Raw genomic sequence first — 13,537 nt, 5'->3', positions numbered from 1 at the left:
AGAGATGATTGTCGCTGTTTGCAGCCGATCTTAGCAGACTGCCTTCTGCTTAATAAAGTTATCTACGCACGCTTCGATTTCGGCGGCGGTGGCAAAGCTCAGCGCCTGGTCGGCCATGGCCTTCACATCTTCGAAGTTGGTGTTGCGGATAAGCTTCTTGATACGCGGTACAGAGATGGCGCTCATGGAGAACTCATCCAGACCCATACCCAGCAGCAGCAGGGTGGCGCGTTCGTCACCAGCCAGTTCACCGCACATACCGGTCCACTTGCCATTGTCATGGGAAGCGTCGATCACCATCTTGATCAGGGTCAGGACGGAGGGTGACAGCGGGTTGTACATGGCGGAAATCATCTCGTTACCACGGTCGACAGCCAGGGTGTACTGGGTCAGGTCGTTGGTACCGATACTGAAGAAATCCACTTCCTTGGCCAGATGATGAGCCATCACGGCCGCGGCCGGGGTCTCGATCATGATACCCACTTCGATGGATTCATCAAAGGCTTTGCCTTCGGCACGCAGTTCGGCTTTCAGCGTCTCCACGGTAGCCTTCAGGCTGCGGAACTCTTCGACGGAGATGATCATCGGGAACATGATGCGCAGTTTGCCGAAGGCAGACGCACGCAGGATGGCCCGCAGCTGGGCGTGCATGATGTCGGTGCGATCGAAGAAGATACGCACGGCACGCCAGCCCAGGAAGGGGTTCATCTCTTTCGGGAAATTCATGTAGGGCAGTTCTTTGTCGCCGCCGATGTCCATGGTACGGACAATGATCGGTTGATCCGGCATGGCTTCGGCCACTTCCTTGTAAGCCTTGAACTGCTCGTCTTCGGTCGGCAGCGCGTCACGGTCCATGAACAGGAACTCGGTACGGTACAGACCCACGCCTTCGGCGCCGTTGCGGATGGCACCTTCGGTATCCTTGACGGTCCCGATGTTGGCGCACACTTCGACCTGGTGGCCATCCAGGGTGATGGCAGGCAGGTCTTTGAGCTTGGCCAGCTCGTCCTTCTCTGCCTGGAACTGGGCCTGGAACTTCTTGGCTTCGTTCAACTGGTCGGCGGTCGGGTTGATGATGACCTGGTTGTTGATCGCATCCAGCACCAGCATGTCACCGTTCTTGACGCGCTCGGTGATGTCGTTGGTGCCCACGACGGCCGGCAGCTCCAGGGAGCGGGCCATGATGGAGGTGTGGGAGGTACGGCCACCGATGTCAGTGACGAAGCCCAGCACGTATTTCAGATTGATCTGAGCGGTTTCAGACGGGGTCAGGTCTTTGGCGACCAGGATGACCTCTTCGTCGATGGTGCTCAGGTTGACAACGGCGATGCCCAGTACGTTCTTGACCAGACGGGTGCCGATGTCACGGAAGTCGGTGGCGCGCTCACGCAGATAGGGGTCATCCAGATCGGCCATCATCTTGGCGTACTGTTCGATCACCTCGTGAACGGCTCTGTCGGCAGAGGCCTTGTGTTCTTTGATGAAGGATCTGATATCCCCTTCCAGCTCTTCATCTTCGAGCAGCATGATGTGGCCTTCGAAGATGGCCTCTTTTTCTTCACCGAAGGTGCGACCGGCCATCTCTTTGATGGCTTCCAGCTGTGCGGCTGACTTGGTGCGGGCTTCGAGGAAGCGGTTGATCTCGGCATCAATCTGTTCGGCGGGAATCTTGCCTTGATTGATAACGATTTCATCTTCTTTCAGAAGAAGCGCCTTACCGAATGCGATACCGGGGGACGCAAGAATGCCAGATATCATAATCCTTCCTATTAAAACGACTGTGGGGGAGGAATAAAGCTGGATTACTCCAGCTCGTCCATCAGGGCAACCAGCTTCTCAACGGCTTTCTGAGCGTCCGGGCCGTCAGCCTGGATGGTCACGTTGGTGCCTTTGGTCAGACCCAGGGTCTGGAGCTTGAACAGGCTCTTGGCGCTGGCGGATTTGCCACCGGAGACCACAGTGATCTCGCTTTGGAATTCTTTGGCTTCTTTCACGAACTGAGCTGCAGGACGGGTGTGCAGGCCGTTTTCAGCAGTAATAACAACAGACTTCTCGTACATGGTTTCACCCCATATTATTGATATTGTTTGGAGAGATGGTCGCCAATGAGGCTTCCTGTCTCACCGTGTCAGTATGGATATGTTGTAAAGTAACGAAATCAGACCTGCAATGGTTTAATCCAGGTCAATTTTCTGTGCAGTATTCGGCGTCGTGGCCAGGTATTTTTTCGCTATCAGGCTGCAAGCCGCGTCAGGCCTGGCCTGAAATTATTTTATAACGAAAAATAACACTTTGTTACCTTGTGATACCTTGCCAGCAAACACCTCGTGACGCCGCACAGGATATGAGATTTATCACAGAATGTCTGCTTTTTTTGTCATATCCAAGTTTGTTATTTTACCCCAAAAAATAAGGGGCCGAGTGGCACTGGTGGCTAGAGAGTTTAGCGCATAATGAAAACGGCGCTCCGAGGAGCGCCGTCGTTTTGGTGTTGGCTGATCAACTACTGCTGCAATTCCTGCTCGCTGAACACACCGGCGAAGAGGGCGCTGGAGAGGTAACGCTCGGCGGCGCTCGGCAGGATGACGACAATCGTTTTCCCTTCGAACTCCGGCTGCTCGGCCAGACGGTTGGCAGCGACCACGGCAGCGCCGGAGCTGATACCGGCCAGGATCCCTTCCTCTTCCATCAGGCGGCGGGCCATCTCGATGGCTTCGTCACTGCTCACCTGCTCGACGCGGTCCAGCAGGCTCAAATCCAGGTTGCCCGGGATGAAGCCGGCGCCGATGCCCTGGATCTTGTGCGGACCCGGTTTGATCTCTTCACCCGCCAGTTTCTGGCTGATGACGGGAGATTCGCTGGGCTCGACCGCCACGGAGACGATGGCCTTGCCTTTGGTCTTCTTGATGTAGCGGGAGACCCCGGTGATGGTGCCGCCGGTACCGACGCCCGCCACGAACACATCCACCTCGCCATCGGTGGCGTCCCAGATCTCGGGGCCAGTGGTCTGCTCGTGGATTTCCGGGTTGGCCGGGTTTTCAAACTGTTGCAGCAGCACGTACTTGCCCGGCTCGGATTCGAGGATCTCGTTGGCCTTGGCGATGGCGCCCTTCATGCCGAGGGGACCTTCGGTCAGTACCAGGTTGGCACCCAGGGCCTTGAGCAGTTTGCGGCGCTCGAGGCTCATGGTGGCCGGCATGGTCAGGGTGATGGGATAGCCGCGGGCCGCAGCCACGAATGCCAAGGCAATGCCCGTGTTGCCGCTGGTGGGCTCGATGATCTCCTTGCCCTTGGTCAGCACGCCGCGTTTCTCGGCATCCCAGATGAGGTTGGCACCGATCCGGCACTTGACGCTGAAGCTCGGGTTGCGGCTCTCGATCTTGGCCAGCACGCGGCCCTTGGTAACACGGTTGAGACGAACAAGCGGGGTGTTGCCTATGGTCTGGCTGTTGTCCTCAAAAATTTTGCTCATGGTGCTATCCCTGTGTTTGTTAAGGCGATGAAACAAGATTACCCTGTGGTTTCTGAATGAGAAGTGACGAATCGTTATAACAATATGTTATTACAACATATAGAACTTATTCTCTCTTGCCGAGGGGGCTCCCGCTGCCTGGGCATCCAATGGAAGGGATCTCATGGGATTTGCAGGAAGCGACCGCTATCTCGCATCACAGGCACTGAAGATGGCCGTCGATGCCGCCATCGTGCTGGAGAAGCCGCTGCTCATCAAGGGTGAGCCCGGTACGGGCAAGACAGTGCTGGCGGAGGCGGTGGCCGAGTCCCTGGGCGCCGAGCTCATCAGCTGGCACATCAAGTCCACCACCAAGGCTCAGCAGGGGCTCTACGAATACGATGCCGTCGCCCGGCTGCGAGACTCCCAGCTCGGTGACCCCAGGGTAGGGCAGATAGGCCACTACATCCGCCGGGGCAAGCTGTGGCAGGCCTTCAGCGCAGAGCAGCGGCCAGTGCTGCTCATAGATGAAATCGACAAGGCGGACATCGAGTTTCCCAACGATCTGCTGCTGGAGCTGGATCGGATGGAGTTCGATGTCTACGAGACCGGCGAGCGAGTCAAGGCCCGCCAGCGGCCGGTGGTCATCATCACCTCCAACAACGAGAAGGAGTTGCCGGATGCCTTCCTGCGCCGCTGCTTCTTCCACTACATTCGCTTCCCCGACAAGGCCGAGATGCAGGCCATCGTCAAGCTCCACTACCCAAACCTCAAGGAGAGCCTGCTCGGTGAGGCGATGGAGCTCTTCTTCGAGCTGCGCGAGGTAGAGGGGCTGCGCAAGAAGCCGTCCACCTCGGAGCTGCTGGACTGGATCCGGCTGCTTTTGGCCGACGATATCGCCCCCGAGGCGATGCGCACCCGCGAGCCGGGCAAACTGGTGCCTGCCCTCTACGGCGCCCTGCTCAAGACCGAGCAGGACCTGCATCTGTTTGAGAAGCTCGCTTTTCTGGCCAGACGCGGCAGCTGACCCATGCTGATCGACTTTTTTAACCATCTGCGCCGTCACAAGCTCCCCTGCAGCCTGCGCGAATTGCTGGACTTGCACGCGGCGCTGGCAGCCAGACTGGCCAGCCTCGACATGGACGAGTTCTACCAGCTATCCCGCTGCCTGCTGGTGAAAGACGAGGCGCACTATGATCGCTTCGATCGCGCCTTCGCCGAGTATTACGAGGGGTTGGCCGCCATCCCCCTGTTGCCGGAGAGCCTGCCCGAGGAGTGGCTGCGCAAGGAGTTCGAGCGACTGTTAAGCCCGGAGGAGAAGGCGTTGCTCCAATCCCTTGGCGGGCTGGACAAGCTGCTGGAGACCCTCAATCAGCGGCTAAGCGAGCAGAAGGAGCGTCACGCCGGCGGCAACAAGTGGGTCGGCACCGGGGGCAGCAGCCCGTTCGGTCACGGCGGCTATCACCCGGAAGGGATCCGCATGGGGGGAGAGGGCCAGCACGGGCGGGCGACCAAGGTGTGGGAAGCGCGCCACTTTCGTAACTTCAGTGACGACTCGCCCCTGGGGCAGCGCGCCATCCAGCTCGCCCTGCGCAAGCTCAGGCGCTGGGTGCGCCGGGGCAATCCCGACGAGCTGGATCTCGACGACACCATCCAAAGCTCGGCCAGGCAAGGTTGGCTCGATGTGAAGCTCAGACCCGAGCGACACAACGGGGTCAAACTGCTGGTCTTCTTCGACGTGGGGGGCTCCATGGATGCCCATGTGGCCGAGGTGCAGCGCCTCTTTTCGGCCCTGCGCCACGAGTTCAAGCACCTGGTGTTCTTCTATTTTCACAACTGCCTCTACGACTTCGTCTGGCAGGACAATGCCAGGCGCCTTGATGATCGGCTCGATACCCTGCGGCTGCTGCGTACCTACGGCAGCGACTACAGGGTGATGGTGGTGGGGGATGCGAAGATGGGCCCCTATGAAATCACCTGGCCAGGTGGCAGCGTAGAGTACTGGAACGAGGAGCCCGGCCAGGTGTGGCTCGGGCGCCTGCAACAACATTTTCCCAAGATGGTGTGGGTCAATCCGCTGCCAAGGCAGGAGTGGCTGTGGCACCCCTCCATCAAGTTGATGAACGAATTGATCGGCGGGCGTATGCACCCGCTGACCCTGGCGGGTCTGGCTGCGGCCATCGACCAGCTGTGACCCTCTGAACCCTAAAAAACAGACAAGCCGGGATTGCACCCGGCCAGGAGCAAAGATGACCTCTATCGTAATCAGTGGCTCAGGCCTCTATACCCCTCCCTTTGCCGTCAGCAATGAAGCGCTGGTGGCGGCCTTCAACCAGTACGTGGATCTCTACAACGAGGAGAACGCCTCCGCCATCGATGCAGGGCAGCTGCCTGCCAAACAGCACTCGAGCTGCGAGTTCATCGAGAAGGCCTCCGGCATCAAGAGCCGCTATCTGGTGAGCAGCGAGGGGGTGCTTGATCCCGACATCATGCAGCCGCTCATGGCGGAGCGCCCGGACGATCAGCCCTCCATCATGGTGGAGATGGCGGTGGCGGCCGCCGAGCAGGCGCTGATCGCCGCCGGTCGTGAACCGGGGGAGATCGATCTTGTCATCGTCGCCGCCTCCAACATGCCGCGCCCCTACCCGGCGCTGGCCATCGAATTGCAGCACTATCTCGGCGCCAGCGGCCTGGCGTTCGACATGAACGTGGCCTGCTCTTCCGCCACCTTCGGGATCAAGACCGCCGCAGACATGCTGGCGGCAGGCACCGCCCGGCTGGCGCTGGTGGTCAATCCGGAGATCTGCTCGGGTCACCTCAACTTCCGCGATCGGGACAGTCACTTCATCTTCGGTGACGCCTGTACCGCCGTGCTGCTGGAACGGGAGGCCGATTGCCAGGTTGCCAACCCCTGGCAACTGGTGGCCAGCAAGCTGGTGACCCAGTACTCCAACAACATCCGCAACAACTTCGGCTTCCTGAACCGGCTCAGCCCGCGCACCCGCTACGGCGACGACAAGCTGTTTCGCCAGCAGGGGCGCAAGGTGTTCAAGGAGGTGCTGCCCCTGGTGTGCGATCAGATAGCCTCCCAGCTGGCGGAGCAGGGATGGGCGGCCGATGGCTTGAGCCGGCTCTGGCTTCATCAGGCCAACCTCACCATGAACCAGTTCATCGGTCGCAAGTTGCTGGGCCATGACGCCAGCCAGCAGGAGGCGCCTGTCATCCTCGACCGCTACGGCAACACCAGCTCGGCGGGTTCCATCATCGCCTTCCACCTCTTCAACCAGGATCTGCCAAGCGGGGCTCGCGGGGTGCTCTGCTCCTTTGGCGCCGGTTACTCCATCGGCAGCCTGCTGCTGCAGCGGCGCTGAGCACCCTGTTTTGCCCATAAAAAAGCCACCCGGGAGGGTGGCTTTTTTCATGCTGCCCGAGAGGCTTTTTTCAAGCGGGTTCGATGGCCAGTACCTGACATTGCGGTTCTTTTATCTGAAATCGCACGTTCACATCGAACAATCTGACACCGTACACCTTGTCATCCGGCTTGCCCTTCTTGTAAGCAGGGCGGGGATCCTGGGCCAGCACCTCCCTCACCAGTTCACGCAGCTCCGGGTGGGCCTTGAGCCAGGGGGCGAGCTGCTGCTCGGCCTGTGCGCTGAAGCTCACCGCCAGCGGCGGGGTGGGGGCATCGGGGGCGAAACCGCCACGGGCGTGGGGCAGGCTGTCGGCATAGGGGACATAGGGCTTGATGTCGACGACGGGGGTGCCGTCGAGCAAGTCCACGGCGCCCAGCTCGAGCCAGAGCTTGCCGCGTTCACGTCCCACCCCGTGCAGTTCGACCACGGAGAGGCCAAGGGGGTTGGGGCGGAAGGTGGAGCGGGTGGCAAAGACCCCGACCCGCTCGTTGCCGCCGAGGCGCGGCGGGCGCACCGTCGGGTGCCAGCCCTGATCCATGGTCTGGTGAAACACGAAGCTGATCCAGAGATGGGAGAATTGCTCGATGCCGCGCAGCACATCGGGCTGATCATAGGGAGGAAGCAGTTCGAGGCGTGCGCGAGCCGCGCTGACCAGACCGGGCTGGCGGGGTATGGCGAACTTCTCCTTGTAGGGAGAGCGGATGATCCCTAGGGTATCGATATCGAACTTCATGGCGGATCCTGGCTGAAAACCCGGGCAATGTAGCACAGGCACGCCGAAAACGCAGGGGGAGCACCAGGACGCAGCCCCTGTGATCCCGATCCCAGACCCGGTGCCCGGGGGCTGTGTCCTGGTGCCAACTTGCGTAGGGTGGGGCGGCAAAAGGGGTGGCGGGGGAGCGGGCAAGGAGCCTGCTGCCCGCACCATGACGATATGCCTGGCGGCATCAGGGCGTGCCTGGGACGTGTGCTCACCATGCCAGGCCATGGCCGTTTCGGCTGCCCGTGGAGGGGCTGCAAGGAGAGGGCGCCATAGAGGAGAGACAGGGATGAAATTGTTGATTATCGGCGGCACCGGCTTTCTGGGTCGCCACCTGACCACGCTGGCCCTGGATTGGGGGCACGAGGTGACGCTGTTCAATCGCGGCCACCGCCAGCACCCGGATTGGCGGGAGCTGACCCAGCTTCACGGGGACAGAGACGGGGACCTGGCCCCCTTGCGGGGCGAGGGGCGGCACTGGGATCTGGTCATCGACACCTGCTGCTATCGCCCCGAACAGGCCGAAGGACTCTCTGACGCTCTGCTGGGGCGCTGTGATCGGCTCATCTTCATCTCCACCATCAGTGTCTATCGCGATTTTTCCCAACCCGGCATGGATGAGTCGGCCCCCTTGCACGAGATGGCAGGAGCGCTCACCGACTACGGCCCCCTCAAGGTGCTGTGCGAGTCGGTGTATCGCGCCCGCTGGGGAGATCGCCTGTGCACCCTGCGCCCCGGCGTGCTCTGCGGCCCCTTTGACCCGACCGCTCGTCTTGCCTGGTGGGTGAGGCGGGTGCAGCGGGGCGGGCACTGGCTCTTGCCGGGGCTGGGAGAGGACAGGCTGCAATACCTGGATGTGCGCGACTGCGCCGAGTTCGTGCTGCGGGCTGCCGAGCAGCGACTCGCTGGGTGCTTCAACCTGATCAAGCCCGGCATCGCACTGAACGACTGGGTGGAGCGCCTCGCTGCCCGGCTGACGCCAGCGACCCCCTTGCAGCTCGAGTGGGCTCCCTGGCGTGACCTGATGGCGGCAGGGGTGGCGCCCTGGCAAAGCTATCCCACGCTGCTGCCAAACGAGCTGCCCGAGTATGCTGGGTATGGCACCATCAGCGCTGAGGCCGCCATCGTCCATGGGCTGAACTTTCGCCCCCTGGAGGAGACGGTTGACGATCTGGTGGTATGGCTTGCCAGCAACCCCCGGGGGCCGCTGCCGGGCATGACCCATGACGAGGAACAGGCCCTGCGACGACGAGTGGAGGTTTCTTTGTCATCGAATGCGTACTAGCCGACATCATAAAGAAGAGGGCACCCCGGGGTGCCCTCTTCTCATGTGGGGTGTTCATCCATGACGGGCGCTCAGCGCAGCAATGCCCCCGCGTCGGCCAGCAGGGTCCTCAGCACACTGCGATGGCACCGGGACTCCTGTTCGCAGTAGCACCCCACCGAGAAATGGGTGGTGTGGGAGAGGGCAGCCAGCAGGGCCAGATCGTGCCTCGCGGCCGGGGCGGCCATCTCGGCCTTGTACTGCTTGCAGAAGGCGGTCCACCGGGCCGGGGTGTCGGCAGTCTGACCGAGTTTCATGGTCTCGGCGCTGGGGGCCAGATTGGGGAACCAGACGTCGTACCAATCCTGGCTGGCGAACGCCGCTTTGGGCACGCCGCGAGGGGGGCGACGCACGGTGCCGATGCGAAGTCCCTCATCCTCGAGGCGGGGGCTGCCGAGTCGCACGATGGCGATCGCCATGGCAGGACTTACTTCTCTTCGGCCACTTTCAGCGCCTGACCGTAGCAGATCACCTGCTTCAGGCAGCCGGGCACGTCGCTGAACTCGGCGCACTTGTCGAAGCTGACGCCGTTGCCCCCCATGTCCGCCACGCGGCGGCGGGCCAGGGTGCGGGCTTCACCGGCATTGGGCACCGCCTGGTTGGCATCGCTCTGGCAGGATTCCCCCTCGACGGTGCCGAGGTAGAGGTAGTTGAGGTCGGCGAGCTCGCTCTGCTCGTAGATCCGCACGCTCCCCGGCTTGAAGTACTCGTCGAAGTTTTCCTTGTCCAGATTGCTGTTGAAGGCGAAGTCGGCGCAACCGGAGGCAATCAGGGGCATCATCAGGATCAGGCGTTTCATATCGGCATCTTGTTGGGTGGCGAGTGGGCCATTATAGGGGGCAGTCGCCGATGGCGACCAGCCCCATTTTTAGCCATATCAATGGATTGTAGCGAGACGATCCCGGATCAGGCGGGGGCCAGCCGCCGGTGCAGGCTGCGGTAGTGATCATCTTCCAGCAGCTCCTGGTGGGGGGCACACAGACGGATGCGACCCTCTTCCATCAGGGCTACCCTGTCCATCCGTTCCAGCCCCAGCAGGCGGTGGGAGATGAGCAGCAGGGTGCGATCCGCCCCCAGGGTCAGCAGCAGATCCATGATCTCCCGTTCGGTCTGGGTGTCGAGCCCTTCGGTGGGCTCGTCCAGCAGCCAGAGCGGTGCATCGTGGAGCAGGGCGCGGGCGATGCCGATGCGGCGGCGCTCCCCGCCGGAGAGCGGACGCCCGCCATCCCCGAGCCAGGCATCCAGTCCCTGTTCGGCCTGCTCACCCTCATCGCGCAGCAGAGTCCCGAGCCCCACCTGGGTGAGCACCTCGATGAGCCGTTCATCGCTGGCTCCGGGGGCGGCCAGGGTGAGGTTGCCACGCAGGGTATCGGCAAACAGGTGGACCCGCTGGCTCACCACGGAGCAGGAGGCGCGCAGCGCCTCTTCGCTGTAATCGGTGAGGGGCTTGCCATCGAGCAGGATCTCCCCCGATAGGGCCGTCCATTCCCGGGTCAGCAACCCCATCAGGGTGGACTTGCCACAGCCGGTCTGCCCCAGCAGCGCCAGCTTCTCCCCGGCATGCAGTTGCAGGGTGCACCCTTGCAGCACGGGAGCATCCTGGCCTGGATAGGTGAAATGCAGGTCGCTTATGTGCACGGCACCCCGGGCAGCGGGGGCTTGCTGTGCGCCCCACTCCGGCGCCTTGGCCTCTTGCAGGATCTCGTTGAGACGGCGGGCGGAGGTGAGGCTGGTGGAGAGGTGCTGGAAGGCACCGGCCAGCGGCAGCAGCGCCTCGAAGCTCGCCAGGGTAGCGAACACCATGAGTGCCGTGATGGGGTCAGGGGCACTGCCACCGACGCCGTGACCGGCCAGCCAGAGCATCAGGGTCAGAGTCCAGCCGCTCAGCAACTGCACCGAGAAGGCGGCCAGGCCGCTGACGCGGGCCATGCGGGCCTGGGCCCGGATCAGGGCCTGCTCCGCCTGCTGCAATCCGGTGAGCGCCTCGGGAGCGGCGGCGAACATCTGCAGTTCGGCCTGGCCGTCCAGATAGTCCACCATGCGGGTACGCAGGTTGGACTTCTCGGCGATGAGCTGGCGGCCCGGCGCGCGCCCGGCAAAATAGAAGACCAGGGGCAAAGCCAGCATGCCAAAGAGCAGAATGGCTCCCAGCGTCAGCGCCAGGCGACCATCGAAGAAGGAGAGGAAGAAGACCAGCCCGGCGCAGCTCAGCAGCGCCGCCCCAATGGGGGTGATGAGGCGCAGATAGACGTGATCCATGGCGTCGATGTCGGCCACCAGACGGTTGAGCAGGTCAGCCTGGCGAAAACCGGCAAGGGAGCCGGGGGAGAGAGGGGAGAGCTTTTGCCAGAACCAGACCCGCAGCCGGGTCAGCACCCGGAAGGTGGCGTCGTGGCTCACGACCCGCTCGCCCCAGCGACTGGCGGTGCGCACGATGGAGAAGAAACGCACGCCCCCCGCAGGGGTCATGTAGTTGAAGGTGTCTCGGGTGGCGACCGCCAGCCCGGCGACGGCGGCGGCGGAGAGGAACCAGCCGGAGAGGGAGAGCAGGCCCATGCCGGCCACCAGGGTGACCAGGGCCAGCAGCAGGCCGATGGAGAGGCTGAGCCAGTGCTGGCGATAAAGGCGCAGGAACGGCAATAGATCAGTCATCGAGAGAGTCTCCGAAACCTTGGGATTGCGACAGGAGGCGGGCGAAGGGGCCCTGGGCCTCGCCGAGTGCGGCAAAACGTCCCTGCTCCACCAGCTTGCCGTGCGCCAGCACCAGGATGTTGTCCATCTGGCTGAGCTGATCGAGGCGGTGGGTTATCATCAGCAGGGTCTGACCTTGTGCGGCCTGTTCGAGGGCGCTCATGACGGCCCGCTCAGAATGGCGATCCAGGCTGGCAGTGGGTTCATCCAGCACCATCATCTGGGTCGTCTTGAGCAGGGTGCGGGCAAGGGCGATGCGCTGGGCCTGGCCGACGGAGAGACCGCCCGCCTGATCCCCGACCCGATAGTCCAGCCCTTTCTCGTTGACGAACTCCCAGGCCTGGGCGCGCTTGAGCGCGGCTTCCAGCTCGGCGTCGCTGGCGGATGGTCTGGCCAGCAGCAGGTTGTCCCGCAGGGAGCTGTGGAAGAGTTGGGGATTCTGGGAGAGCCAGCCTAGCTGCTGGCGCCACTGGCTGATGTCCAGGGTACGAAGCTCCACTCCGTTGACGCACAGGGAACCGCGATAGGGGGCAAAACCGAGCAGGGCATTGACCAGGGAGCTCTTGCCCGCGCCGCTGATGCCGACCAGGGCGGTGCGCGTGCCGGCTTCCAACGTGAAATCGAGGGGACCGACCAGCACCTTGCCCTCGGCGCTCAGCACTTCCAGGCTGCGGGCTTCTACCTTGACGGGGCCATCCGCATGGAAGGGGAGCGTCCCGGAGGCGGGTTCGCTCACGTCGGCCTCGAGAAATTCCAGCAGTTGTTCGGCGGCGCCAATGGCCTGTGCCTTGGCGTGATAGTGGGCACCGAGTTCCCGCAGCGGCGCGTAGAACTCGGGGGCGAGGAAGAGCACGAACAGGCCGGTAAAGAGGGTGACCTTGACGCCATAGCTGCCAAAGTTGAGGTGATCGATGTAGGAGAAACCGAAGTAGACGGCCACCAGGGCCACCGCGATGGCGGCGAAGAACTCCAGCACGGCCGTGCTCAGGAAGGCGAGGCGCAGCACCTCCATGGTGCGCTCGCGAAAATCTTCCGATGCATCGCGGATGGCCTCCCCTTCCGCCCGGGTGCGCATGAAAAGCTGCAGGGTGCGCAGCCCCTTGAGGCGATCGAGGAAGTGACCTGAGAGGCGCGCCAGCGACTGGAAGTTGCGGCGGTTGGCATCGGCGGCGCCCACCCCTACCAGGATCATGAAGAGAGGAATGAGGGGGGCCGTGCCGAGCAGAATGAGGCCCGCCGCCCAGTTGACCGGGAACACGGAGACCAGGATCACCAGGGGAATAAAGACGGCGATGGCCATCTGGGGCAGATAGCGGGAGAAGAAGTCCTGCATCTCTTCGATCTGCTCGAGCAGCAGGCTGGCCCAGCTACCGGCGGGGCGACGCTGGATATAGGCGGGGCCGAGCCTGGCGAGGCGGGTGAGCACCAGCTCGCGGATGGCCTGGCGCACCGCACTGCCCGCCTTGAAACTCGCCACCTCGCGGCCATAGGCCAGGGCCGCCTTGGTCAGGGTCACCAGCAACAGACTGATGAAGAGGGGGGCGGAGTGCTCCGGCGTGGAGCCTTCGATGATGAAACCGTGCAGCAGGGTCGCCAGCAACCAGGCCTGCATCACCATCAGGACGCCCTGACCCAGCCCGAAGGCGATGGAGATGCCGATCCAGCGCCGACCATGGCCCGATTGTTTGCGCAACCAGCCATAGAGATGTTTCTGTCTGTTCTTGTCCATTACCACCCTCCTCAAACGAGTGGCGCAAGACTATCGTCGCCCCCACGGCTTGGCAACCTTGCAGAACCAGGCGGATGAACATCATTGTGTGAAAAATCGGCTTCATGCTCATTAGTTGGCCGAACAGCTTGATTTATGGCAAAAAATGCGAGGTCGGTGATTGCGCTCG

Annotated in this window: 12 protein-coding genes; 4 read left to right on the top strand and 8 right to left on the bottom strand. The window is 62.4% G+C overall.

Features of this window, described 5'->3' with window-relative positions; genetic code table 11:
- Positions 1–30: 30 nt before the first annotated feature.
- The 3 genes from ptsI to cysK all read right to left on the bottom strand — a co-directional run bounded on the left by ptsI (position 31) and on the right by cysK (position 3,472).
- Complete coding sequence (ptsI, locus tag AB5Y50_RS09845; RefSeq protein WP_041213301.1) at positions 31–1,758, bottom strand: phosphoenolpyruvate-protein phosphotransferase PtsI; 1,728 nt, start codon at positions 1,756–1,758, stop codon at positions 31–33.
- A gap of 44 nt (positions 1,759–1,802) precedes the next feature.
- Positions 1,803–2,060, bottom strand: coding sequence for an HPr family phosphocarrier protein (locus AB5Y50_RS09840; RefSeq protein ID WP_005303128.1), 258 nt, complete (start codon positions 2,058–2,060; stop codon positions 1,803–1,805).
- Between the two features lie 443 nt (positions 2,061–2,503).
- The gene (cysK, locus tag AB5Y50_RS09835) at positions 2,504–3,472 is read right to left on the bottom strand and encodes a cysteine synthase A (RefSeq protein WP_010673571.1); all 969 of its coding nucleotides are present in this window, start codon (positions 3,470–3,472) and stop codon (positions 2,504–2,506) included.
- 163 nt (positions 3,473–3,635) lie between these two features.
- Between cysK and AB5Y50_RS09830 the strand changes: the two genes are divergently transcribed.
- Genes AB5Y50_RS09830 through AB5Y50_RS09820 form a run of 3 tightly spaced genes read left to right on the top strand, consistent with a single transcriptional unit; the run spans position 3,636 to position 6,822 of the window.
- On the top strand, positions 3,636–4,478 hold the full coding sequence (locus AB5Y50_RS09830; RefSeq protein WP_043155832.1) for a MoxR family ATPase: 843 nt from the start codon (positions 3,636–3,638) through the stop codon (positions 4,476–4,478).
- Between the two features lie 3 nt (positions 4,479–4,481).
- Positions 4,482–5,645 carry a VWA domain-containing protein gene (locus tag AB5Y50_RS09825; protein ID WP_223930551.1) on the top strand — a complete coding sequence of 388 codons (1,164 nt, stop codon included), beginning with the start codon at positions 4,482–4,484 and terminating at the stop codon, positions 5,643–5,645.
- A gap of 55 nt (positions 5,646–5,700) precedes the next feature.
- A complete protein-coding gene (locus AB5Y50_RS09820) occupies positions 5,701–6,822 on the top strand; it encodes a beta-ketoacyl-ACP synthase III (RefSeq protein ID WP_039039348.1) in 1,122 nt (373 codons plus the stop codon).
- Between the two features lie 70 nt (positions 6,823–6,892).
- Here AB5Y50_RS09820 and tsaA read toward each other — a convergent pair whose 3' ends face one another.
- Positions 6,893–7,597: a tRNA (N6-threonylcarbamoyladenosine(37)-N6)-methyltransferase TrmO gene (gene tsaA, locus AB5Y50_RS09815; protein WP_041214760.1), complete on the bottom strand. Its 705-nt coding sequence runs from the start codon at positions 7,595–7,597 to the stop codon at positions 6,893–6,895.
- 316 nt (positions 7,598–7,913) lie between these two features.
- On the opposite strand from tsaA, the gene AB5Y50_RS09810 reads away from it, so the two are divergent.
- Complete coding sequence (locus tag AB5Y50_RS09810) at positions 7,914–8,909, top strand: NAD-dependent epimerase/dehydratase family protein (protein WP_182957636.1); 996 nt, start codon at positions 7,914–7,916, stop codon at positions 8,907–8,909.
- Between the two features lie 71 nt (positions 8,910–8,980).
- Here AB5Y50_RS09810 and AB5Y50_RS09805 read toward each other — a convergent pair whose 3' ends face one another.
- The 4 genes from AB5Y50_RS09805 to cydD form a co-directional block, all read right to left on the bottom strand.
- Entirely contained in the window at positions 8,981–9,367 is a 387-nt protein-coding gene (locus AB5Y50_RS09805; RefSeq protein WP_104454513.1) for a DUF488 domain-containing protein, read from the bottom strand.
- An 8-nt stretch (positions 9,368–9,375) separates the two neighbouring features.
- Entirely contained in the window at positions 9,376–9,747 is a 372-nt protein-coding gene (gene rcsF, locus AB5Y50_RS09800; protein ID WP_010673578.1) for an Rcs stress response system protein RcsF, read from the bottom strand.
- Positions 9,748–9,854: 107 nt separating this feature from the next.
- Complete coding sequence (cydC, locus tag AB5Y50_RS09795) at positions 9,855–11,600, bottom strand: cysteine/glutathione ABC transporter ATP-binding protein/permease CydC (RefSeq protein ID WP_182957638.1); 1,746 nt, start codon at positions 11,598–11,600, stop codon at positions 9,855–9,857.
- A complete protein-coding gene (gene cydD / locus AB5Y50_RS09790) occupies positions 11,593–13,368 on the bottom strand; it encodes a cysteine/glutathione ABC transporter permease/ATP-binding protein CydD (protein ID WP_042864200.1) in 1,776 nt (591 codons plus the stop codon). The genes cydC and cydD overlap by 8 nt, the downstream gene beginning before the upstream one ends.
- Between the last annotated feature and the right edge of the window lie 169 nt (positions 13,369–13,537).

Origin of the sequence: Aeromonas sp. s6 (assembly GCF_040907815.1) — a bacterium.
Lineage (GTDB): Bacteria > Pseudomonadota > Gammaproteobacteria > Enterobacterales > Aeromonadaceae > Aeromonas > Aeromonas caviae.
This window is presented reverse-complemented; position numbering and strand designations above follow the sequence as displayed.